20 protein-coding genes are annotated in these 22571 nt (G+C 63.9%); 3 read left to right on the top strand and 17 right to left on the bottom strand.

Features of this window, described 5'->3' with window-relative positions; all coding sequences use genetic code 11:
- Positions 1-2: 2 nt before the first annotated feature.
- The 7 genes from pstB to IB275_RS16680 form a co-directional block, all read right to left on the bottom strand.
- Positions 3-764 carry a phosphate ABC transporter ATP-binding protein PstB gene (pstB, locus tag IB275_RS16710; protein WP_054911197.1) on the bottom strand — a complete coding sequence of 254 codons (762 nt, stop codon included), beginning with the start codon at positions 762-764 and terminating at the stop codon, positions 3-5.
- Between the two features lie 76 nt (positions 765-840).
- Positions 841-1734, bottom strand: a complete 894-nt coding sequence (gene pstA, locus IB275_RS16705; protein WP_081519723.1) for a phosphate ABC transporter permease PstA — start codon at positions 1732-1734, stop codon at positions 841-843.
- Positions 1734-2699 carry a phosphate ABC transporter permease subunit PstC gene (gene pstC / locus IB275_RS16700; RefSeq protein WP_192296080.1) on the bottom strand — a complete coding sequence of 322 codons (966 nt, stop codon included), beginning with the start codon at positions 2697-2699 and terminating at the stop codon, positions 1734-1736. The genes pstA and pstC overlap by 1 nt, the downstream gene beginning before the upstream one ends.
- 74 nt (positions 2700-2773) lie before the next feature.
- The gene (gene pstS / locus IB275_RS16695; protein ID WP_192223334.1) at positions 2774-3805 is read right to left on the bottom strand and encodes a phosphate ABC transporter substrate-binding protein PstS; all 1032 of its coding nucleotides are present in this window, start codon (positions 3803-3805) and stop codon (positions 2774-2776) included.
- Positions 3806-4220: 415 nt separating this feature from the next.
- Positions 4221-8075 (bottom strand): autotransporter outer membrane beta-barrel domain-containing protein, encoded by a 3855-nt coding sequence (locus IB275_RS16690; protein WP_192294838.1) that lies wholly within the window; start codon positions 8073-8075, stop codon positions 4221-4223.
- Between the two features lie 254 nt (positions 8076-8329).
- Complete coding sequence (locus IB275_RS16685) at positions 8330-8797, bottom strand: hypothetical protein (protein ID WP_192294839.1); 468 nt, start codon at positions 8795-8797, stop codon at positions 8330-8332.
- Between the two features lie 192 nt (positions 8798-8989).
- Positions 8990-9439, bottom strand: coding sequence for a tautomerase family protein (locus tag IB275_RS16680; RefSeq protein WP_192296076.1), 450 nt, complete (start codon positions 9437-9439; stop codon positions 8990-8992).
- A 97-nt stretch (positions 9440-9536) separates the two neighbouring features.
- Here IB275_RS16680 and IB275_RS16675 point away from each other — a divergent pair, with 97 nt between their 5' ends.
- Positions 9537-10502 carry a GlxA family transcriptional regulator gene (locus IB275_RS16675; protein WP_192296075.1) on the top strand — a complete coding sequence of 322 codons (966 nt, stop codon included), beginning with the start codon at positions 9537-9539 and terminating at the stop codon, positions 10500-10502.
- A 371-nt stretch (positions 10503-10873) separates the two neighbouring features.
- A complete protein-coding gene (locus IB275_RS16670; RefSeq protein ID WP_192296074.1) occupies positions 10874-11347 on the top strand; it encodes a BRO-N domain-containing protein in 474 nt (157 codons plus the stop codon).
- Between the two features lie 145 nt (positions 11348-11492).
- Here IB275_RS16670 and IB275_RS16665 read toward each other — a convergent pair whose 3' ends face one another.
- From IB275_RS16665 to IB275_RS16645, 5 genes are all read right to left on the bottom strand, one after another.
- Complete coding sequence (locus IB275_RS16665) at positions 11493-12764, bottom strand: RidA family protein (protein WP_192296073.1); 1272 nt, start codon at positions 12762-12764, stop codon at positions 11493-11495.
- Between the two features lie 507 nt (positions 12765-13271).
- Positions 13272-14897, bottom strand: coding sequence for an NADP-dependent glyceraldehyde-3-phosphate dehydrogenase (locus IB275_RS16660; protein WP_192296072.1), 1626 nt, complete (start codon positions 14895-14897; stop codon positions 13272-13274).
- Positions 14898-15115: 218 nt separating this feature from the next.
- The gene (locus tag IB275_RS16655; protein WP_167523182.1) at positions 15116-15253 is read right to left on the bottom strand and encodes a hypothetical protein; all 138 of its coding nucleotides are present in this window, start codon (positions 15251-15253) and stop codon (positions 15116-15118) included.
- A gap of 151 nt (positions 15254-15404) precedes the next feature.
- Positions 15405-16757, bottom strand: a complete 1353-nt coding sequence (locus IB275_RS16650; protein ID WP_192296071.1) for a GntP family permease — start codon at positions 16755-16757, stop codon at positions 15405-15407.
- Positions 16758-16850: 93 nt separating this feature from the next.
- Positions 16851-17372, bottom strand: coding sequence for a gluconokinase (locus IB275_RS16645; protein WP_081519732.1), 522 nt, complete (start codon positions 17370-17372; stop codon positions 16851-16853).
- Between the two features lie 217 nt (positions 17373-17589).
- Here IB275_RS16645 and gntR point away from each other — a divergent pair, with 217 nt between their 5' ends.
- Positions 17590-18633: an HTH-type transcriptional regulator GntR gene (gene gntR, locus IB275_RS16640; RefSeq protein WP_192296070.1), complete on the top strand. Its 1044-nt coding sequence runs from the start codon at positions 17590-17592 to the stop codon at positions 18631-18633.
- A gap of 380 nt (positions 18634-19013) precedes the next feature.
- On the opposite strand, the gene IB275_RS16635 is transcribed toward gntR, so the two are convergent.
- From IB275_RS16635 to IB275_RS16615, 5 genes are read right to left on the bottom strand one after another with little or no spacing between them, the layout of a single operon-like run.
- The gene (locus tag IB275_RS16635) at positions 19014-19541 is read right to left on the bottom strand and encodes a c-type cytochrome (protein WP_192296069.1); all 528 of its coding nucleotides are present in this window, start codon (positions 19539-19541) and stop codon (positions 19014-19016) included.
- 17 nt (positions 19542-19558) lie between these two features.
- Entirely contained in the window at positions 19559-20080 is a 522-nt protein-coding gene (locus IB275_RS16630; RefSeq protein WP_045217996.1) for a methylamine dehydrogenase light chain, read from the bottom strand.
- Between the two features lie 17 nt (positions 20081-20097).
- Positions 20098-20730, bottom strand: coding sequence for a methylamine dehydrogenase accessory protein MauD (gene mauD, locus IB275_RS16625; RefSeq protein WP_192296068.1), 633 nt, complete (start codon positions 20728-20730; stop codon positions 20098-20100).
- 4 nt (positions 20731-20734) lie between these two features.
- Complete coding sequence (locus IB275_RS16620; RefSeq protein ID WP_192296067.1) at positions 20735-21274, bottom strand: MauE/DoxX family redox-associated membrane protein; 540 nt, start codon at positions 21272-21274, stop codon at positions 20735-20737.
- Between the two features lie 34 nt (positions 21275-21308).
- Positions 21309-22454, bottom strand: coding sequence for an amine dehydrogenase large subunit (locus IB275_RS16615; RefSeq protein ID WP_192296066.1), 1146 nt, complete (start codon positions 22452-22454; stop codon positions 21309-21311).
- Positions 22455-22571: the final 117 nt, after the last annotated feature.

Genomic DNA, 22571 nt, shown 5'->3' with positions numbered 1-22571 from the left:
ACTCAGCTGAACTTGCCGCTGATGTAGTCCTCGGTCATCTTTTCCCGCGGGCTTTCGAAGATCTGCTTCGTCGCGCCCATTTCGACCAGGTAGCCCGTGCGGGTGCCCTGGGAAATGTCGACCGAGAAGAACGCCGTCGTGTCAGCGACACGGATGGCCTGCTGCATGTTGTGGGTGACCAGAGCGATGGTGTAGTCCTTCTTCAGCTCGACCATCAGCTCCTCGACACGGCGGGTAGCGATCGGGTCGAGTGCCGAGCACGGCTCATCCAGCAACAGGACTTCCGGTTCGGTGGCGATGGCACGAGCGATGCACAGGCGTTGCTGCTGGCCACCGGAGAGCGACAGGCCGCTCACCTTCAGCTTGTCCTTCACTTCATCCCACAGCGCGGCGCCCTGCAGGGCATGCTTGACCCGGTCGCCGATGTCGCCCTTGTAGCGATTGAGGCGCAGGCCAAACGCGACGTTGTCGAAGATGCTCATCGAAAACGGGTTCGGCTGCTGGAACACCATGCCGATGTAGCGGCGCACGACGACAGGGTCCACGCCCTTGCCGTAGACGTCCTGCCCGAGGAAATGCACATGGCCCTCGAAGCGGAAGCCGCGCACCAGGTCGTTCATCCGGTTCAGGCTGCGCAGCACGGTGCTCTTGCCGCAGCCAGAAGGGCCGATGAAGCCGGTGATCTTGTTCTTTTCGATCGGCACGTGGCTGTCACGTACCGCCATGAAGTTGCCGTAGAAAATCTTGTCCAGTTTGCAGTCCATGACCACCTGGGTCTCGGCGCCAACCGGGGCGACTTTCTGTGCAGTAGCTGTGTTCACGATTCGGATGCTCCGTATCTCAAAACTTGGGCTTGCCAAAAATGCGGCTGATGACGTTCACGATCAGCACGATCATCACCAGCACCAGCGATGCGGCCCACGCGAGCTCGAGCTGGTTGTCGAAGGGCATGCCGGAGAAGTTGTAGATCAGCACGGAAAGCGAGGCCGTGGGGTTCATCACGGCCAGGCTGCCGTCGTGGTAGATCCAGTAGTTGCTGAACAGCGCGGTGAACAGCAACGGCGCGGTCTCGCCAGCGGCGCGCGCCACGGCCAGCATGACGCCGGTGAGGATTGCCGGCAGGCCGGTGGGCAGTACGATCTTCCAGATGACCTGGGCGCGGGTGCAGCCCATGCCGTAGGCGGCATCCTTCATGATCTTGGGCACCATCTTCATCGACTCTTCGGCCGTGAGCACGACGATCGGCAGCATCAGCACGGCCAGTGCCACGCCACCCGCCGGTGCCGAGTAGGTGCCGGTGGTCATCACCACCAGGGCGTAGGCGAAGACGCCGGCCAGGATGGAGGGCAGGCCGGTGAGCGTCTTGGCGGCAAAGCGCGCGGCGCTCGCCAGCTTGCTGTCCGGCCCCAGCTCAGCCAGGAAGACGGCTGCCATGATGCCAACCGGAACGGCAATGGCGGCGGCGATACCGACCATGACGAAGGTGCCGGCCAGCGCGTTGCCGAAGCCGCCGCCGGTCTCGAAGCCGGTCGGCGGCAATTCGGTGAAGACCTCCAGGCTCAGGCGCGCACCACCGCGGGTGATCAGCATGTAGAGCACGGAGATCAGCGGCACGCTGGCCAGCAGGGCGCCCAGCCAGACCAGCGTGGTCAGCACCAGGCTGCGCAGGGCACGGCCCTCGAGCTTGCGCTGCAGGCTTGGCAGGGCGGAAACGGTGGGAGTGAGGCTGGTCATTACTTGGTCCCCCGCTGGGCGTAAAGCATGATCATGGAGCCGAGTACGTTCACGATCAGCGTGATGAACATCAGCACCAGTGCGGCATACATCAGCACTTCAACCTCGTTCGGCCCGGCTTCGGGGAAGTTCAGCGCCAGCAAGGCGGCCAGCGTGTTGGCCGGTGCGAACAGCGACAGGGAAATGGTGTTGGCGTTGCCGACCAGCATGGCCAGGGCCATGGTTTCACCCAGCGCGCGGCCCAGGCCCAGCACCAGAGAGCCGAAGATGCCGGTGGCAGCGGAGGGCACCATTACCTTGAGGATCGCTTCCCAGTGGGTGGTCCCCAGGCCGTAGGCGGCCTGCTTGGTCTTCATCGGCACGCTGGAAAGAGCGTCCTGCGAGACCGCCGCAATGGTGGGCAGAATCATGATGGCGAGCACCAGAGAGGCGGGCAGCAAGCCTGGCCCGCTCAACGATGTGCCGAAAAAGGGTATCCAGCCGAGTTCGCTGTTCAACCACGCCGTCAGCGGGCGAATGGCCGGGATCACCACGTAGATCCCCCACAGGCCGTAAACGACGCTGGGGATCGCGGCGAGCAGTTCGACGATGGTACGGAACACCGCCGCAAGCCTGGCGGGGAGGAAATCCTGGGTCAGGAAGATCGCCATGCTGACGCCGAACAGGCCTGCGATCAGCAGAGCGATCAGTGCGCTGTAGAGCGTGCCCCAGATGGCCGGCAGAATGCCGTACTTGCCCTGGTTGACGTCCCAGACCGAACCCAGGAGAACGTCCAGGCCATGTTTCTCCATGCCCGGAAAGGCCTTGCGACCGACTTCGAACACGAGGGCAACGACCAGCACCAGAATCAGGACCACACCCAGGCGTGCAATGGCACGGAAGGTCCGGTCAACCAGGAAATCCTTCGCGGATGGCGGTTGGCAGGCAGAGTCCGGATTTACCGGTACGACAAAAGGTTGGGTCATGGGAGAGTTCCGGAACAGGTGGAAATCTCATCCGGCGTGGCCGACAGCCCCCGCCGGATGAAGACTCGCAGGCGTTACTGGATGTTGGCGGAAGCTTTGCGAACCTGATCGACGACTGCTTGCGGCAGCGGGATGTAGCCCATCGAATCAGCGATCTTCTGCCCTTCGGTCAGGCCGTACTCGACCATTTCACGCATGGCCTTGGCCTTGGCCGGGTTCTCGTTGTGCTTGCGGAAGATCATCCAGGTGTAGGAGGTGATCGGGTAGGACTGGGCACCGTCCGGATCGGGCAGCCAGGCCACCAGGTTCTCCGGGAACTTCACGGCAGCCAGCGCCGCGGCACCGCTTTCCGCGTTCGGCACGACGTACTGACCGGCCTTGTTCTGCAGCTCGGCGAAGTCGACCTTGGCCAGCTTGGCGAAGCCGTACTCGATGTAGCCGATGGCGCCCGGGGTCTGGCGAACGGTAGCGGTCACGCCATCGTTCTTCGGCGACTTGATGAATTTGTCGCTGGCCGGCCAGTTGACGGTGTTGCCTTCACCCAGGGCAGTCTTGAACTCCGGGTTGATGGTCGACATGTGCTTGGTGAACACAGCGGTGGTGCCACTGGAATCCGCACGCACGACAACGGTGATCGGCAGGGCCGGCAGCTTCAGCTCAGGGTTGGCCGCGACGATCTGCGGGTCGTTCCACTGAGTGATCTTGCCCAGGAAGATGTTGGAGTACACGTCGCGCGGCAGTTTCAGGCCCTTGGGGCTGCCCGGCAGGTTGTACGCCAGGACGATTTCGCCGGCGGTCATCGGCAGCAGTTGCACGCCTTCGGCAACCTTGGCGATGTCCTCGTCCTTCATGGCCGAGTCACTGGCCGCGAAGTCCACGGTCTTGTTGAGGAAATCCTGTACACCCGCACCGCTACCCTTGGACTGGTAATCCACGGTGACGCCAGCGGTTTTCTTGCTGAAGTCCTTGAACCAGGTCAGGTAGATCGGAGCGGGGAAGCTGGCGCCAGAGCCGGTCAGGCGGACGCTCTCGTCGGCAAAGACGACGGAAGAGGCACACATGGACAGCGTAACGGCGATCGCAGCAGATTTCACAAAGCTTTTCATCGAGGGCAATCCTTTTGATATCGGGCTGCCATACTGTGATCGGGTCCTGTGAATGTTTTATGACAGCGCGGTGGCAAACGCTCTGGCTTGCCGGCTCGACTGGCCTATCTCCGGGCTTCTGCGATGTGCGTCAGATGAATTCGCAGCGGCTGCTCGCCGTGGCTGGCGGCGATTTCGGGGCTGGGGTGGAGGTTCAGGGCGGGGGATCGCCTCCCTGTTCGATGAGCGCGCTGCGCAATAAATAGTTACGGTCACTCGGCAGTGCCAAGGGAGGCAGATGCGTTCGGTTGCCGCCAATGAACTGTCGGGGCGAGGCCGCTCGACAGGGGCCGCTATCGGCCAGTAGCGGACACTGAATAAGCTGAGTGGAGAGCCTTAGCCGTCAAACCTGCGCCTGACGGCCCGCTCTACGTCTCTAGAACAGATACTTGAATCCGACCATGGCGTCGTACCCATGGCTGTCGCCGTCAAAGGCCTCGCGGTAGCCCGCAGAGACGGTGAAGGTCACTTTCTCGCTGGCCTGGTGATCTATGCCGAGGTTCGCTTCCCACCAGGTGCCATCAATATCCGCCTCGAACGGGATGTAGCCGGACTGCGAGGAGAACTCGGTCTTGGGCTGCCCCTTGAATTCATGCCAGACACTAGGGCGAACCCAGCCCTGCGTGCGACGACGACTCTTGTCGCTACCTTCCGTCTCCCAGTCCTTGGCAATGCGCACGCCGAGGCGGCCGATCAGCGATTCGACATCCCGGAAGCGCACGTCGGCACCGACATCATCGCTGTCATCGAGATCGACGTAGCTGTAGATCACCTGGGCTTGGGGCTCGATCCACAGATCCTTGTCCGCCTCGTAGGGGTATCCACCCTCCAGCGAGCCGGTGTAGCCCCAGCCCCTGGTCTCCAGCTTGCCAAGCTCGTTGGGGCGCGCTTCGATGTCGTAGCGACTGACCTGCAGGACGCCATCCAGATACCAGCCTTCCGGGCCGAAGTGCGTCCAGTAGCCACCCAGGCTGTATGCGCGCAGCGTGTCATCGCCGGCGTTGCGGCCGGTGTAGTGGCTGACGCCGGCATCCATGCTGCCGATGCCCAGCGAGAAGCCCGCCTGGTCATGGCCGCCATCGGCCCGCTCCTTGCGGTACAGGTCGGCGCCCACCTGGAAGGCGGTCAAGTCGTAGTTGTATTCGGGGGTATTACCCACGGCGTCCTTGCGGTCGCCATCCTGCTTGCCGCTGCGGTAGATCACCCGGCCCCAACCCAGCGACGGCCCCCAGGTCGCCTCGTCTTCCGCCGGGGGCTCCTGCCAGGCCGTCGGACGCTCCTCTCCCACGCGCTCGTGCAGGGTATCGACCATGGTGCGGCCATAGACAAGGGCCAGCGCCGGCAACGCCCCGTACAGCGAGACTTCGGGACGGAAGTTCGGCGTGCGCGGCTCAGGTGGCGCAGGTGGAGTCGGAGGTTCCGGCGGAGTGGGCGGATCGGGTGGCGTCGGCGGGGTCGGCTCGATGTCCGAGCGCAGGTACCAGGTCTGGGTGCCCGAACCATCTGGCGCGCCACGATAGAGCTGGTACTCGTAGGGCCCGGCTACGACCCGGCGGGCCAGGCTGAACGCATTGGCGTCACTGGCAGCCACTGCCGTGTCCAGCAGGTTCACCACAGCGATACCGTTGCCCTCGGTAAGGGCCCCCTGTCCACCGACATTCCTAACCAGCAGCCCGGTGGAGCCTCCGCTACCTGTGGCGGTGGAATCCACCACCAGCATGTCCGAATGACTGTTCGGGCCGCCCTCGTTGAGCTCGCTGTTGAGCAACAGGCGCCCTCCGTTGGATACAAACACACCGGTTCCGGCGCTGCCGGCGACCTGGGCGTTGCTGATGAGCAATACGTTGCCCACCGCATGACTACCCCCGGTGAGGTCAATCAGGCCACTGTTGGTGAAGGTTCCTACGCCCAGCAACTGGCCTTGTACCGCGCCACCCAGCACTGGGGAGTTCGCACTCTGCCCAAGCGGCAGATAAGCACCCGTGGTGTCGAAGGTCAGAATGCCGCTGCTCGGCTGGGCGGCCAAGGTCAAGGTGCCGCTGTTGTCGATGCTGTTGCCTGCAGCGGTTCCGAGGTTGTTGACCGCCACCCCCCAAGTGTCCCGGACACCATCTCCATTGCTGTCGGCGTAGTTGCGCAGCGTCCAGGAACCCTGGTTGTCGAGGCTTACCTGAGAAGTAGCAGCGTTGATTGCGCCGACGATTGATCCGCCGTTATCAATGGTTACGGTGGCATCCGGGCCGTTGGCATCCCCCAGCACCGCGCGGTCGCTGAGGGCGCCGATGGAGCCGGTATTGGTCAGCGCCTGCGTCTCGCCGGCCAGGGACACACCCGTGCTCAGGCCCCAACCTCCAAGGATCGCCGCGCTGTTGGTGACGCTTGCCGATCCACCGACCGAGAGCGCATCGATACCTGACGCGATGCTCCCATGGGTTGTGATATTGCCGCTGTTCTCCACGCGGATAGTGGCCGCGCCGGAGGCTTGCGCCAGTATCCCCTGGCTGTCGGTATCTCCCAGGGTAGTAATCACCCCACGGTTGATGACTGTCTGGTCGCCGGTCACCGTTATCGTCCGTATGCCGCGCTGTCTTTCGCCTCTCGCGACTAGCTCACCGCTGTTGTCGACCGTGGCAGCACCTGCGCCCGTGCCCGATTTGTAGGTGGTATTGGCAAGGATGGCAGCACCTCTACCGTTCACATCGATCTTGGAGCCGGTGTAGGTGACACTGGCATCCTGTAAACCGCTCTCAGCACGCAGCCCATAAGCATCAATCCCCGTACCCACGCCGCCTGAACCTTCAGACTGAGTGGTGATGGTTCCACTGGAATTGACCGTTGCCTTTCCCTGTGTCGACGTCGCATAGATGCCATGGGCGTTCGTACTGAGTGTTTCGAGCTTCTTGCCCGTGTAGATCACCGTCGCATCGCCATCGATGGATTCCAGGCGAATAGCGCTCGCCCCCGGCCCGCTCGTGACGATGTCGCCGCTGTAGTTCACCAGGCCGTTCTGGGCGGTGGTGATGATGATCCCGTTAGCTCGAGTCGACACTGAACCGTTCTTGACCGTGATGTTGCCGCTCCCGGTCAGGGTGAAGCTGCCGGTGCCGCGCTTGGTGGCGTAAATACCCCGTGAACCAATCGTGTCGGTGTCGTTCCCCACTACCAGATCGCCGTCGTTCTGGATGCTGATGTCGCCCGTAGCGCCGACGTTGTCATTCACGTAGATGGCGTGGCCGTTATCACCGGTCGTGGTGATATCGCCGCTGTTGACGATATGGATGCTGCCAGTGGTGGAGATGGAGCGGATGCCGAAGCCGTTCAGCCCGTCGGTGGTAATGCTTCCGGTGTTGGCGAGGTTGGTCGTGCCCGCACCACCCTCTGTGAAGATGCCGAAAGCGTTCTGACCCATACCGCGAATGGTCGCAGCGTTACTCACCGTCGTGTTGCCGTTGACGGCGCGAGTGTGCACCCCAGCATGGTTGCCGGTGCCGGCCTGAGGATCGTTTTCGTCGTCGATGTTTGGATCGCCTCCCGATAGCGGGTCGTTGTTGTCAACGGTAAGGCTGACGCCAGAACCCACCGTGGCATTCACGTTCCCACTGGAAACTGCCTTCAGCCAGATGTTGTTTCCGCCGTAAGTGAGGATGCTCCCAGTGCCGGCATGCTGGAACACGATGTCCCCGCCCCCGGAAGCGCTCACATCAATACCATCGCGCTCGCTGCCAACTGAGCGGTTATTGATGTTCACCTCAGTGCCGGCGCCAATCAGGACTGTCGATGAACCAGTGTTAGTGTTGAGGATGGCGACAGCGTCCAGGCCGCTGCCTCCTGACTGGATGAGATTGCTCCCGCTCTGGAAGTTGATGAGTGCTTCCCCAGCCCCCAAGATTCCACCCGTGATCTGAGCCTGTACCGCACTGACCGCAGTCAACGGTGTGCTCTGAACTTTAGTGCCGTTGAGCAGGATGCTGGTGTTTGCGTTGGCGGCGCGGGCAAGCAGGGAGTTTCCTGCAGACGTGGTCACCTGGGTGCCGGCCAGCGTCGTGATATCGGCCGCGATGCCGCTAGCCGGAGTACAGGTCTGGGTTGTCGTGTAGGTGCCGCTTTGCTGCCCACAGACAGCATGGGCTGTCTCCGGCAGCATCACCAGGGTGAAAGCATTGGCTATGGCGACGCCCAGAGCGGATCGGGCATAGGCAGGCAGGGAATGCCGCGTAAATGGCGGGAGCATGAAGAACCTCCTTGTTGCAGTTACATCCGTGGCAGTTTCGTTGCCTCGGCTGCACGCCGTACTCCCTATATCGTCGTGACCACCTGCCGGCTGGCGCTTGTAAGCGAAATGTAGCGCAAGGCGTCAAAATCGCTACAAATGAAGTGCAGGTCTTAGTGGCTCGAATTGCAGTGCCAGGTGTCCGCTATGGGTCGGTAGCGACCTCTCGCTGGAGGCTGCAATCGGCCAGAAGCGGAAGCTTGGGTGAAAGAGGTTCAGTTCTCTCGACAGTGCCGCATTATTCTTTTCAGCTCGCTTAGTGCATCGCTGAAGTCGCTCACAGCGAAACTTACCGGCTTGCTGTCGGCGATCCAGCGTGTTGATATCCCTACTTCCAAACCGCTCGACGCGCTCCAGCCAAACCGGCGCCAGTGCAGCGTACTTCCCTCAATGACCTGCTCTGTCATGAGCACTGCGCAATTAAAATCCATATCGTCGCTGCACACCAGCAGCGGTACTAAGGTGGACGTGCCATCCTCTCCCGGTGCAAAACGGCGTTCAGCGAGAGCGTCCTCCTCTTCGTCCAGTAGCCACATTAGCGACAATCCTTTCTTCGAGACATCTGGGTTATCGATATGGCACGCCAGCCATTGCTCGATTGGTACCTCATCGATAGCAAGCCAAGCGCAGGGGCTTTTGGAAAAGCCTGCTTTGTGGCAGATGGCCCGAATTTGATGAAGCATTGAACACTCCCCGATTCTGTCCTGATCAAAAGGCAGGATTTAACACTACTTGCAATGTCTAAGCACCGATCTCGACAATGTCCGCTATGGGTCGGTAGTGAACTCTCGCCAGAGGCAGCAAACGGCCGATGGCGGACGTCTGCGGGAGGAAAGATTGCAACCGCATCTGGCCTCCCGACCCGGTATGGCGTTCTACGCACCAGGGAGGAGATGCCCGTACCCTGCAGCCCGGGTGAAATCGGCCAGGCGCCAGAGACTGCCGTTCGCCCCCCATGTGCCATCGGCAATGTCCGTCAGCTGTATCGAAGTCATCAGCATGCGACCGTCATCCAGCTCTGCACTTTTTTCGATTGCCTGGTGCAGGCCCAGCACGTAGTCCCTGCGCATCTGCTCATCAAGGACGCCTGTAGGCACCTTGACCATGACGATGCAGGGAATCGCGTGGGCGTGCACGCTGATCCCCCCACAGAGCCAGTCGGCAGCCCGCACTTCCTCGATCAGTACCCAGCACAGGCTGCGCTGCCGAGGATCGTTTCCCATGTGTTCATGAGCGATGGCTGCCTCGCTGACGCGCGTCAGTAGTCGCTCTCGTTGCTGATCGCTGAAAGCGCCGGTGGGTACCTTGATCAGGATGTTGGGCATGGCTGAAACCATTGGCAATGGATTGAGGCGCTATTGAACCTGGCGTTCGCTTCGGGCAATAGTGTCCGATCTGCCCTCTTTCGAGCCTAATCCGACAATGCACGATTTCACCATTGTGGTCATACCGGGTGCTTTCGCCTCGAGCGTGGCCTCTACGCTGGACATCCTCGCCACCGCCGCAAGCGTCGGCGAGCGGCGCGGCTTGGCCACGCCCCGCTGGCGGATATGCGGCCCTCGCCCCGGATCGGTGACGCTGGCACATGGTCTGCAACTGCAGGTGGAACCGCTCGAGCATGACGCCCAGGACAACTCCTGCTGGGTCATACCGGGTATCGGCGTCGGTGACGTCGGCCAGCTTCAGCAGCGCCTCGAAGAGCCCTGGGCGAGTCCCCTGCTTTCGGCGCTGAATACTCACGTCGCAAGCGGCAAGGAGATCGCCGCCTCATGCTCTGCGGTCTTCCTGCTGCATGCCGCGGGACTGCTGGAGGGGCGGCGGGTGACGACCTCCTGGTGGCTGGCACCGCACCTGCAGAAAATCGCTCCGGGCTGCCGTGTCGACCCTGACTTCATGGTGCTGGCCGATCCCCCATTGACCACCGCGGGGGCCGCCTTCGCGCAAACGGACCTCATGCTGCATCTGCTTCGCCGGCGCTTGTCGCCCGAAATCGCCGACTCCGTCAGCAAGGCACTCCTCCTCGACCGTCGACAACTGCAGTCGCCGTTCGTGATCCCCGCCATGATGGTGCAGGGCAATGCCCTGGTCTCGCGCCTGACCGCACAGATCGAGAACTCGCTGCCGGCCCTGCCCGAGGTCAAGGCACTCGCAGCGAGCGTCGGCATGTCCGAGCGGACCCTGTCGCGTCACGTCCACAAGGCAACGGGGCACTCCACTCGGCAGCTCATCCAGCGAGTGCAACTGCACAAGGCCCGAGCGCTGCTCGAGTCCGGCGAATACTCCGTGGAAGCGGTCTCGGCGCAGGTCGGCTATCGGGACGCAACAGCTCTCCGCCGCCTGATACGCCGACTTTTGAACGCCACCCCACGGCAACTGCGCCAGCGTTGATCGAGCGGCTGATTCAGCACTCTCGACCGTCCGCTATGGGTCGGAAGCCGCCATCGGCGGCAACGCAGTTTGCATTTGCCAACCGGCCTTGCTTGACCACCGCAACCCTTCCTCATAACCTCCCGACGCCCCTGTGAAAGCGACAGGGGCCGGGTTTGGCGACTCGAATAACTACCTAGGTGCGGTGACGTTTCGTCAGACCGTGACGTATCAACACGTCCACGGTTCTTCGCTATGGCGGGCCGCACAGGGAGACCTTCGGGTCTGCCGGGACCTAGGTAGCCGGTTCGCCAACCCTGTGTGGCTCTGCCTCCCTAATCGTTTGGCGACGATCAGGGCGGTGGTTTCTCGAAACTACCTAGGAAAAGCACATGGACGACATCTACGTTCCCACCGTTTTCCACCGCTACAACCGTTCCCTGCGCGGCGTGTTGATCGACAACCAGCCCTGGTTGGTCGCCCGCGAGCTGGGATATCTGATCCGCGAGCGGGTCGATGCTTATGTTCTTCGATTGGATGAGGACCTCTTTCGCGAGGCGCGCCTGGTGACGGGCAGCGGCGAGGAGGACGTGATGCTGGTGAATGACTTCGGCACCTTCCATGTGCTGCACCGTTATCGCGATCCGGAGCATCGGCAGTTGCGGATGTGGATCACCGGCCATGTGCTGCCAACGCTCAGGGATCAGGAGCGGGTGGCGGCAGGGTTGCCGAGGCGGATGCTGGCGAAAGGCGAGGGGCGGTCGCTGGCGGTGCTGGATTGGCAGGGGGAGTACTGGGTGCCGATGGGGGAGGTGCCGAGGTTGATGCGTGAGGAAAGGCGCGGGAGATGGTGGCGGAGGGAGTGATTGTTGGTTTGGAGTGGGGCGGGTTCGCGAGCAAGCTCGCTCCTACATAGAGCAAGAGCCCCTCTCCCGCGAGCGGGAGAGGGGACCGTCAGGTGTGAGTCATGCGGTGGTGTTAGCCGGATAGGGCTGCATTAGCGGTTGCCAATCACGCAGCCGGCGGGGTGCCTTCGGCGTTGGCGACCACGGCGTCGATCTGGATCAGCGCGCCCTTGGGCAGTGCGCCTACGCCGACTGTCCGGCGGGCGGGGACGCCACCGGGGAAGTAGCTGGCGTAAACCTCATCGACGGCGGCGATGTCGTCGATGTTTTTCAGGTAGAGGTTGACCTTCACCACATCGGCCAGGGCGTGGTCGATGCTTTCGACGATGGCCTTGAGGTGCTTGAAGCACTGGCCGGCCTGTTCCTTGATGCCGCCGGCCACCAGTTCACCGGTCTTCACGTCCAGCGGCAGCTGGGCGGAGATGTGGTTGTAGTGGGAGAAGGCGACGGTCTGGGTGGAGAAGGGGCACTTCGGCGCGGCGTCGGTGTTGCGGGCCTTGATGACGATGCCGTGGCGGTCTTCGACGGCCTGCGGGGGTGTGCCGTCGCCGTGGGAGACCACGGCCTCGACCTGCACCAGGGCATCCATCGGCAAGGCTTGCGCTTGCACCACGGTGCGTGCCGGCAAGTAGCCGACGGCGCGGGCGATAGCCGAGTCGGGGAAGAAGGTGGTGTAGACCTGGTTCACGGCCTGCATGTCGGCGAGGTTCTTGACGAAGACGGTGATGCGCACGATGTCGTCGAAGGGCACGTCGATGCTTTCGAGGATGGTCTTGATGTTGCGCAGGCACTGCCGGGTCTGTTCCTCGACGCCGCCGGCCACCAGCTTCCCGGTGCGCGGGTCGATGGGCAGCTGGGCGCTGAGGTTGTTGTAGTGAGAGAAGGCGACGGTCTGGGTGGACAGCGGGCTCAGCGGCGCGCTCTCGGTGTTGCGTTCGACCTTGATCAGGTCGCCGGCCTGCGGGGCGCTGGGGATGGTGCCTTCGCCGCAGGTGATGAGCGCTTCGACCTGTACCTGGGCGCCCAGCGGCAGGGCGGCCACGCCGACGGTGGTGAGGGTCGGCAGGTAGTTGGGGAAGAAGGCCGCGTGCACCTTGGCGACGGCTTCGGCGTCAGCGATGTTGGTCAGGAAGATGGAGATGCGGACGGTGTCGTCCAGTCTGTGGCCGATGCTTTCGACGACGGCCTTGAGGTTCCTGTAGCACTGTTCGGCCTGTTCCTTGGCGCCACCGGCCACCAGCTTGCCGCTGCTCGGGTCGACCGGAAGCTGGGCGGAAAGGTTGTTGTAGTGGGAGAAGGCGACTGTTTGGGCGTAGGGGCCGAGGTTTTGCGGGGCCTTGTCGGTGTTACGTGCCAGAACTGCGTTGTAGCCACTCATGTTGGTGCTCCCTTGTTCGCTGGGAATCCGTGGATTGGGTGGCAAACGCTTCGTCCATTGCGATATCGGTCGTTGCCACTATCGGTTCAGACGACGGATATCAAGCTCGTCGAGAGGCGCGCAGACTATCGAGTCTTGAAGGGTGACCCCTTTGACTTATGGCAAGCGTAGTGGGGTCTCCTTACCGGGTTGTTTCAATTGGCGATGGGAGGGTGTCGGGATATTTCGAAAGGGATTTCTGAAAGTGGGGTGGTGGTTTTCGTGGAGGTCCGGCGCTAGAGCGATTCCCTCACCCCAGCCCTCTCCCAGAGGGAGAGGGGGCAGTTCGTGCCGGCTGGCAGCTTGGTTTTATCCTGTAGGACCCTCTCCCCAGCCCTGGCTGCGCGCCCCGCTCCGAAGGGAGAGGGAGCCGATTGTGCCGGCTGAAGATGTGGGTTCTCCTTGCGCCGAACGGTCCCCTCTCCCTTCAGGGAGAGGGTTAGGGAGAGGGCGCTTTCCGGCCGCCTATCAGAATATGTAGTCAGTGGTCAGGAAGCTGGAGTCGCGGTCGCGGATGATCTGGCTGATCAGCGCCTTGTTGGCGTCGGTGAAGCGCGTGGCGACCAGGGTGCGGATGGAGAAGGTGCGCAGGGCGTCGTGGACGGAGAGGGTGCCCTCGGCAGAGTTCTTGCGGCCGTTGAAGGGGTAGCTGTCCGGGCCGCGCTGACACTGGGCGTTGATGTTGATGCGGCCGACCTGGTTGACGAAGGCATCCACCAGCGGGCCGATCTGCTCGGGGTCGTCGCCGAACAGGCTGAGCTGCTGGCCGTAGTCGGACTGCAGGACGTAGTCGATCACCTCGTCCAGCTCGCGGTACGGCACTACTGGCACCAGCGGGCCGAACTGTTCCTCGTTGTACAGCCGCATGTCGGCGCGCACCGGGCTGAGCAACGCGGGGTAGAAGAAGCTTTCGCGGCTCTCGCCGCCGCTGGGGTTGATGACCTTGGCGCCCTTGGCCAGGGCGTCCTGCAGCAGGCCGTCGAGGTAGTCGACCTTGCCCGGCTCGGGCAGCGGCGTCAGCGCCACGCCGGCTTCCCAGGGCATGCCGGGTTTGAGTTCGGCGAGCTTGGCGCTGAACTTGGCGAGGAAGCTGTCCAGCACGTCTTCGTGAACGAAGAGGATCTTCAGCGCGGTGCAGCGCTGGCCATTGAAGGAGAGGGCGCCGGTGATGGCTTCGCTGACGGCGTTGTCGAGGTCGACGCTGGGCAGGACGATGCCGGGGTTCTTGGCGTCCAGGCCGAGGGCGGCGCGCAGGCGGTGCGGGCGCGGGTGGAGCTTCTTCAGGTCGGCGGCGCCGGAGTGGGTGCCGATGAAGGCGAAGACGTCGACCTTGCCGCTGGCCATCAGCGCGCTGACGGTCTCGCGGCCGCGCCCGTAGATGACGTTGATGACGCCCGGCGGGAAGCTGTCGCGGAAGGCTTCGAGCAGCGGACGGATCAGCAGCACACCGAACTTGGCAGGCTTGAAGACCACCGTGTTGCCCATGATCAGCGCCGGGATCAGGGTGGTGAAGGTCTCGTTCAGCGGGTAGTTGTACGGGCCCATGCACAGCGCGACGCCCAGCGGCACGCGGCGAATCTGCCCGAGGGTGCCCTGTTCCAGCTCGAAGCGGCTGGAGCGGCGGTCCAGTTCCTTGAGCGCCTGGATGGTGTCGACGATGTAGTCGCAGGTGCGGTCGAACTCCTTCTCCGAGTCCTTGAGGTTCTTGCCGATCTCCCACATCAGCAGCTTGACCACGGCCGTGCGCTGCTCGCGCATGCGGTCGAGGAAGCGCTCGACGTGGGCGATGCGCTCGGCCACGCGCAGGTTGGGCCACGCGCCCTGGCCGTTGTCGTAGGCGGCCACGGCGGCGTCCAGCGCGGCGAGGGCGGCGTCGGCATCCAGCAGCGGCGTGCTGCCGAGGATGACCTGCTGATCGCCCTGATCGGTGGCGAGGAAGATCGGGCTGCGTACCGGGGCGAGCGGGCCGTCCCAGCGGCGCAGTTCGCCGTTGACCAGGTATTCGCGCTGCTCGACGGGGGCGTCGGGGCTCCAGGCATCGGGGATATCGGCGAGGCGGGGGAACAGATGGTCGAGCTTGTTGTTGTCGGGCATGACTCATCCCTCGGGGGAAGGTGGGCGACTGGTCTGTTGAGGCGCATGAGCGTTCGCGGTCATGTGCCGTACGGAATGTTCTAGAGCCTAGCTCGGCTCAGGTAAAACGATTCAGCAAAAGTAATGCACGGGCGTAGGGCGCATAACCGCTTGCGGTTATCCGCCGGCTTTATGGTGTACGGGTGGGGCGGCGGATAACCCGTTCCGGGTTATGCGCCCTACGGGTGTGCCGGGTTGGGCTGCTTTGCCGGAGCGGGCTGCAGGAGTTCCTGCTGCTCGGCGTAGCGGGCGCGGATGTCGAAATCACGGGGCCAGGAGGGCTGGACGGGGGCTTTCGGAGTTGCGGAGGAAGTCACGGGCGATACCTCGTTGCAGGAATCCGGGGCGGGCGGTTGGTGGTGCTCGCCGGGTGATGAGGTGCTGGGCGTGATGGGTATCGCTGCGCTCCACGCCATCCTACGTGGAGCTCCCTGGAGGGGAGTGCAGCGATACCCATCAATCAATGCATCAGACGAACATCGACAGCAGCAGGATGAACAGCAGGCCGACCACCGAGAGGATGGTTTCCATCGCCGTCCAGGTCTTGAAGGTCTCCATCACGCTCATGTTGAAGTACTGCTTCACCAGCCAGAAACCGGCGTCGTTGACGTGGGACAGGATCAGCGAGCCGGCGCCGGTGGCGAGGACCAGCAGTTCGCGGTTGACGCCGGGGATCAGGTCGATGACCGGCACCACGATGCCCGCGCCGGTGATGGTGGCGACGGTGGCGGATCCGGTGGCGATGCGGATCACCGCGGCCACTAGCCAGGCCAGCAGGATGGGCGAAATCTGCGCCTGCACCGCCATGTGGCCGATCACGTCGCCCACGCCGCTGGCCACCAGCATCTGTTTGAAGCCGCCGCCGGCGCCGATGATCATCACGATGGCGGCAGTGGGGGCGAGGCTCTGGTCAAGCAGCTTGAGGATCTTCTTCGAATCGAAGCCGCGCGCGTGGCCGAAGGTGTACAGCGACAGCAGCAGGGCCAGCAGCAGGGCGGTGATCGGGTGGCCGATCATGTCCAGCCAGGCGCGGATCACGTGGCCATCGTCGAGCATGACGTCGGCGAAGGTCTTGAGCAGCATCAGGAACACCGGCAGCAGCACGGTGAGCAGGGTGACGCCGAAGCTGGGCAGGTTGCTGGTGTCCGGCTCGTGGGCGATCTGCGCCACCAGCTCTTCATTGGGCTGGCCGGGAATGTACTGGGCGATGAACTTGCCGAAGATCGGACCGGCGATGGCAGCGGTGGGCAGCGCGACCAGCAGGCCGTAGAAGATGGTCTTGCCGATGTCCGCGCCGAATACGCCGATGGCCAGCAGCGGGCCCGGGTGCGGCGGCACCAGGCCGTGTACGGCGGAGAGGCCGGCGAGCAGCGGGATGCCGATCTTGATCAGCGACACGCCGCTGCGGCGGGCAACGATGAACACCAGCGGCACCAGCAGGATGAAGCCGATCTCGAAGAACAGCGGAATGCCGACCAGGAAGGCGGCGAGCATCATCGCCCAGTGCACGCGCTCCTTGCCGAAGGCGCGAATCAGGGTGCGGGCGATCTGATCCGCACCGCCGGACTCGGCCATCATCTTGCCGAGCATGGTGCCCAGGGCAAGGATGATGCCGACGAAGCCGAGTACGCCGCCGAAGCCGTCCTGGAAGGATTTGACGATGGTCGCCACGGGCATGCCGGAGGTGAGGCCGAGGAAGCCGGCGGCGATGATCAGGGCAACGAAGGGGTGAATCTTGAAGCGGGTGATCAGCAGGATCAGGCCGATGATGGTGACCACCGCGTCCAGCAGCAGATAGGTGTTGTGGGACATGCCGAGCATGGGTCTCTCCTGTTTTTGTCTTTGTGCCGGAGCGGCTCTTCTTTCTTGGATTAATCGAGATAGCGCTATCTTTCGATGGCAGGCGCTATTGCGTCAGTCGTTGGAGTGCTGTCGCCACCAGAGGTGTGCGGCTTCCGCCAGTTCGTCGAGCGGGCGGGTGGCGTCCAGGCGCAGGGTCAGCGGTTCGCTGGTCGGCACTTCGAGGGCGGCGAACTGGCTGTCGATCAGGCTGGCCGGCATGAAGTGGCCGGGGCGGGTGGCGACGCGCTGGGCGGCGGTTTCCGGGGTGAGTTCCAGGAACACCACGCCCAGGCCGGGCACGGCGCGGCGCAGGCGTTCGCGGTAGATGAGCTTGAGCGCGGAGCAGGTGAGCACGGGGCGCTGGCCGGCGGCGATGGCTTTCTGCAGCTGGGCGGCGAGGGTGTCGAGCCAGCCGGCGCGGTCCTCGTCGGTCAGCGGGATGCCGGCGCTCATCTTCTGGATGTTGGCTTCGGGGTGGAAGGAGTCGCCTTCAATGGCGAACGCGCCGCTGCGCAGGCACAAGGCCTCGCTGACGCTGGACTTGCCGCATCCGGCGACACCCATGATGAGCACGGCATCGATGGCGGGGAGCATGCAGGGCCTCGGTGTTGAGACAGCGCTATCTTTGGTGGGCGTAACGAAAAGCATCGGCTGCCTCCGTATTCTTGTCATTCTAGTCGGTGTGTCCCGGTGCTCTCGTGAGTATGTTTCACCGGCGGGCGAGGGGCGGCGGGAGCCGGCCTCAGGCAATTGCCCTGGCTGCGAGACAGCGCTACCTTAGTGCCTCGATTTTTGTTTGGCAAGCCGCCCGATGACCGCTCAGAAGAACGATAAGAAAAACGACAAAAGCTCTCGCACCACCGGCAAACCCACCCTCAACGATGTGGCACGCAGTGCCGGCGTCAGCCCCATCACCGCCTCGCGCGCCCTGCGCGGCGTGAGCACGGTGGCCGAAGAACTGGCGGAAAAGGTCCGCCAGGCCGCCGCCGACCTGGGCTACGTGGCCAACCCCGCCGCCCGCGCGCTGGCTTCCAAGCAGAGCCACAACATCGTGGTGCTGGTGCCTTCGCTGGCGAACCAGCTGTTCATCGAAACCCTCGAAGCCATCCACGCGGTGATGCACCCGCGCGGGCTGGAAGTGCTGATCGGCAACTACCACTACTCCCGCGACGAAGAAGAGAACCTGCTGCGCAACTACCTCGCGTACCAGCCGCGCGGCCTGCTGCTGACCGGCTTCGACCGTACCGAGAGCGCCCGGCGGATGATCGAGGCCAGCGGCGTGCCGGCGGTCTACATGATGGACCTGGACCCCGGCGCGGGGCTGCATTGCGTGGGCTTCTCGCAGATTCGCGCAGGGGAGGCCGCGGCCAGACACCTGCTCAAGAGCGGGCGCAAGCGCCTGGCCTACATCGGCGCGCAGCTGGACCAGCGCACCCTGCTGCGCGGCGAGGGCTATCGCCGCGCCCTGCAGCAGGCCGGCTGCTACGACCCGGCGCTGGAAGTCCTCACGCCGCGCCCATCCTCGGTGGGCCTGGGCGGCGAGCTGTTCCGCCAGCTGCTGGCCAGCCATCCGCAGGTGGAAGGCATCTTCTTCGGCAACGACGACCTGGCCCACGGCGCCCTGCTGGAAGCCATGCGCCACGGCATCCGCATCCCCGAGCAGGTGGCAGTGCTGGGCTTCAATGACCTGCCCAGCTCGGAATTCATGGTCCCGCGCCTCTCCAGCATCCGCACCCCACGCAAGGCCATCGGCACCCATGCGGCCGAGCGCCTGCTCGACCTCATCAACGACAAGCCGGTGAACGCGCCGGTGATGGACCTGGGGTTCGAGTTGATGGTTCGCGAGAGCAGCTGACGCACGCCGCAAGGATCGTAGGGCGCATAACGCGCCAGCGTTATCCGCCATCGGAGGTCAGCGGCGGATAACCTGTTCCAGGTTATGCACCCTACGGGGTTGGCTCCGGCATTCCCTTGTAGGAGCGGGCCATGCCCGCGATCGCGCGCATGGCCCGCACCTGCAGGTTGCACCGAGTCGCCGGGACCGCGTTGTAGGATGGTGTGGAGCGCAGCGATACCCATCGCTCCAGTGCGCAGACTGTATGGGCATCGCTGCGCTCCACCCATCCTACGCAAGCGCTCCCTGCAAACCCTTTGCGCATAAAAAGGCCCGCTGGAGCAGCGGGCGTAGTGCGGAGGCAAAGCTGTTTTCCGGCGGGCAGCCACCGGAGCAATCACTCAGTACGCATCGCTCATCCCATCGGTGATGGTGATGCCCTGCTTGCGCATTTCCTGGATCAGCCCAGCGCGTGTGCCGGGCAGGTTGAGCAGGGCCTGGTAGCGCGTGGCTTTGACTTCCTCGGCGGTGTAGGGCTTGAACTCGGCGGGCATGCTGTTGCCAGCCATGCCCTCCTTGCGCAGCAGCCAGTTGAGCAGGTCGGCCAGTTGCGCGTCGTTCAGCGCGGACTGGGACATGCCCGGCACGCGCACGAGGAATTGCCGCCCACCCTCCACCTTCAGGAAGTTGCCGACGAAGCCGTGCAGGCGCGGCGTGTCGTTGGCCTTGCTGCCGCTGCCTTCGGTGAGATGGCAGCCGGCGCATTGCAGCTGGTAGTTGGTAGCCGGGCTGTAGCTCTGCTGGGAGATCGGCTTCTGCACCTCCTCGTTGCCGGGCGCCGGCCGCTGGTGCGGATCGGGGATCGCACGGGCCTGGGCAATGGGGGCGACCAGACTGCAGAGCAGGGCGCCGACAACGAGACTGCGCATGGGCTTTTCTCCCGACTTCAGACCGCGACGCCGCGGATGATGGTGACGGTGCAGTTGTAGATGCGCGATTCCGCGCCCAGGCACCAGTTGACGTCGTTGTTGTTGAACGGACGGTACAGCGGTTCCTCGCTCTCGTTGCGGGTACAGGCGCACTGGGAGCAGCTGTGCTTACCGCAGCAGTCGTTGTAGGAAATGATGTAGTCCTTGCCGTCTGCCGGGTTGCGGCAGGTGCCGATCCAGGTCACTTGCGAGGCATCGGTGCCGGGCGGGCAGGAGGTGGTGGTGCCGCCGCAGCAGGTGCAGAGGAAACCGTCGATGGAGCAGTAGCGCCAGTAGTCGCAGCTGTTTGGGTCACCCGGATCGCCAGCCTTGGGCGCCTCGGCGGCCAGGGCCTTGGAGGTGCGGTCGATCGGCAGGATGATCGGCAGCGCGGCGCCGGCCACCAGCAGCGAGCCGAAGCGGCCCAGCAGCTTGCGCCGCGAAGTGACGTTGGCCACCTGGCGGGAGGAGCGCTCGAACAGGTTGTCGAGGAATTTCATTCTTGTTCTCTCCGTGATCAGTGGCTGTGGCCGTGGCTGGCGTCGTGGGTGTGCACGCCGTTGTGGCTGTGGCCATTCATGTACTGCTGCAGGGTGGCGCTGCCCAGGTGCTCGACCTCGAACAGGCTGTCCAGATGCTCGCGGGAGTTCACCAGGCCCTTGGCGCGCAGCACGCCCTTGCTGTCGATCAGCGCGGCGTAGGGCAGCTTGCCGATCTGGTAGGTCATGCCCACTTCCGGGCCGACCACGTAGGCGGACTTCTCCAGGCCGTGCTCGGCGATCAGCGCCTGCTGGGCGGCCATGTCGCCGTCGCTGACGTAGATCACTTCCAGCTCGCCGGCCTTGTCCTTGGCGATGGACTTGATCGCCGGCAGCAGTGATTTGCAGATCGGGCAGGTCGGCGAGAGGAAGAACAGCAGCTGGCCGCGCTCGCCTTCATAACCGAAGTTGACCGGACGACCATGACGGTCGGCGGCGGTGACTTTGGGGGCGGGCTCGTTGACCGCCACGCCCTTGTCGACCATCAGCGCGCCGGCCGGCGCGATGCGGCCGTGGAGGACGCCGATCTGGCGCACCAGCGCCATGACGGTGAAGGCGAGGGCGATGAGCAGCACCCAGAGAAGAATGTTGGAAACGATCAGACCTTCCATTTGTTCACCTTCCGATGAGTTTGAGCAGGCGGGGATGATTGGCCAGCAGGCCATCGGCCGCGGCATACAGGAGCAGGGCGACAGCGCTGGCGGCGAGAATCACGAAGGCGTCGAACACGCCCATCTCGCGAGCCTGCGGAGCGCAGGAGGCGATCAGGGCGAGCGCGGCGATGATCGCGTTGCGCAGCAGCAGTACCGGGCGCAGCGGTTGCATCTGGCCGGGGCCGGAGCAGCCGCAGTCGATGTCGCGGCGCCCGCGCCAGAGGTTGATGCCGATGGCGCCGGCATAGAACAGGATCAGCGCCGTGGCGGCCAGGGCCGCGACGTGGCGGCTCGCCGGCACCAGCAGGGCGAAGGCGACAACGCCTTCGACCACCGGCAGCACGCGGGCCACCGGGCCGACCAGCGAGGCCGGCAGCAGACCGTAGTCTTCGACCTGGCGGGCGAAGCGCATCGGCGCGCGCAGCTTGTGGCTGGCTGCGCTGGCGAGCAGCACTGCAACGGCCACCGCACTGGCGATGATCAGGATCGGATCGGAAAACATTTCCGTACCTCTCGGTTGGCTTTCTCGGAATGGATCAGTGGCTCAGGACCAGGATCGGCGTCTTGGCGATCTTGTCCATGGCGCCGTTGTACTTGCCGGTCTTCAGGTCGAAGATCTGCAGGCCGCCTTCGATGTCGGTGCCCAGCAGCAATGGCTTGTCGTCGGTAGTGGCATGCAGGCTCCACACCGGCTTGGGCGCTTCCAGGGTGCCGATCTTCTTCTGCGTCTTCAGGTCGTAGACCCAGATGAACGGGCTCGGGTCTTCCCATTTGCCGGCGCTGTGCTCTTCATGCATCAGCACGTACATGCGGTTGAGCTTGGGCGCTACGGCCATCAGCTGCCAGCCGCCGGTGCCCCAGCCTTTCTTGCGCTCTTCGTCGGTGGTCAGCGACCAGCTCGGCAGCATCTTCGGCTTGTCGCCGGAGACGTCCACCGGCTTGACCATGCCGTCGGTGGTCACGAAGAAGTAGGTCTCGCCCACGGCCAGGCCGCGTTCGTTGAGCTTCTCCTTGTTCGGATCGAAGAACGGAGTCTGGCTGCGGCCGGTTTCCTTGCCGTCGTCACCAATCTTGGTGATCTGCAGTTGGCCGTCACCGCACAGCGAGGCGAAGGCGCGCTTGCCTACCGGGTAGTTGAGCACGCAGCCGCTGATGGCGATTTCGCTGGCGACCTTCTTCTCCTGGGTGTCGACGACGGTGACCGAAGTGGACGGGGTGAAGTTGTAGATGTAGACGAAGCGGTCGTCCGAGCTCGCGCCCAGGGCGTACTTCTGGGTCAGGATCGAGGCGCGCTTGGCCGGGATTTCCACTTCCCACTTCGGACGCAGGTTCGAGGTGTCCCAGGCGGTCAGCACGTCGGTGCGCACGCCGCGGGTGCCGCGGGAGTAGAAGGTGTCGGCGGAGTACAGGGTCTTCGCATCGTGGCTCAGGGTGGACGGAGCCACGAAGCCGGTGCTGACCATGCCGAGCATCTTCTTCTGCTCGGGGTCGACCACGGTGACGCGGCCGGCGATGAAGTTCTCGAACTCCACGTCGACGATGTAGGCGCGGTGCGGCGAGGGCGGGAACGGCAAGACTGTCTCACCGATGCTCTCGGTCGGCAGCTCGGCCTGGGCTGCGCCCATCGCGAGGCACGTGCTCAGCGCGAGGACCGATGGAGCGAGGAACCTGGCGACGCTCATTGGCGGGTACTCCCTTTTTCTTGTTGGCGGGCTATCGGTTGTTATCGGGCCGTCTGCCAGGGGCGGACAGCGGACGGAACATTGAGGAGAGTCTGCCTGCGTCGGTTTGCAGCGGAC

This window comes from Pseudomonas sp. PDM21 (genome assembly GCF_014852505.2).
Classification (GTDB): Bacteria; Pseudomonadota; Gammaproteobacteria; order Pseudomonadales; family Pseudomonadaceae; genus Pseudomonas.
The sequence above is the reverse complement of the archived record's forward strand: the minus strand, read 5'-3'. Positions and strand labels throughout refer to the sequence as shown.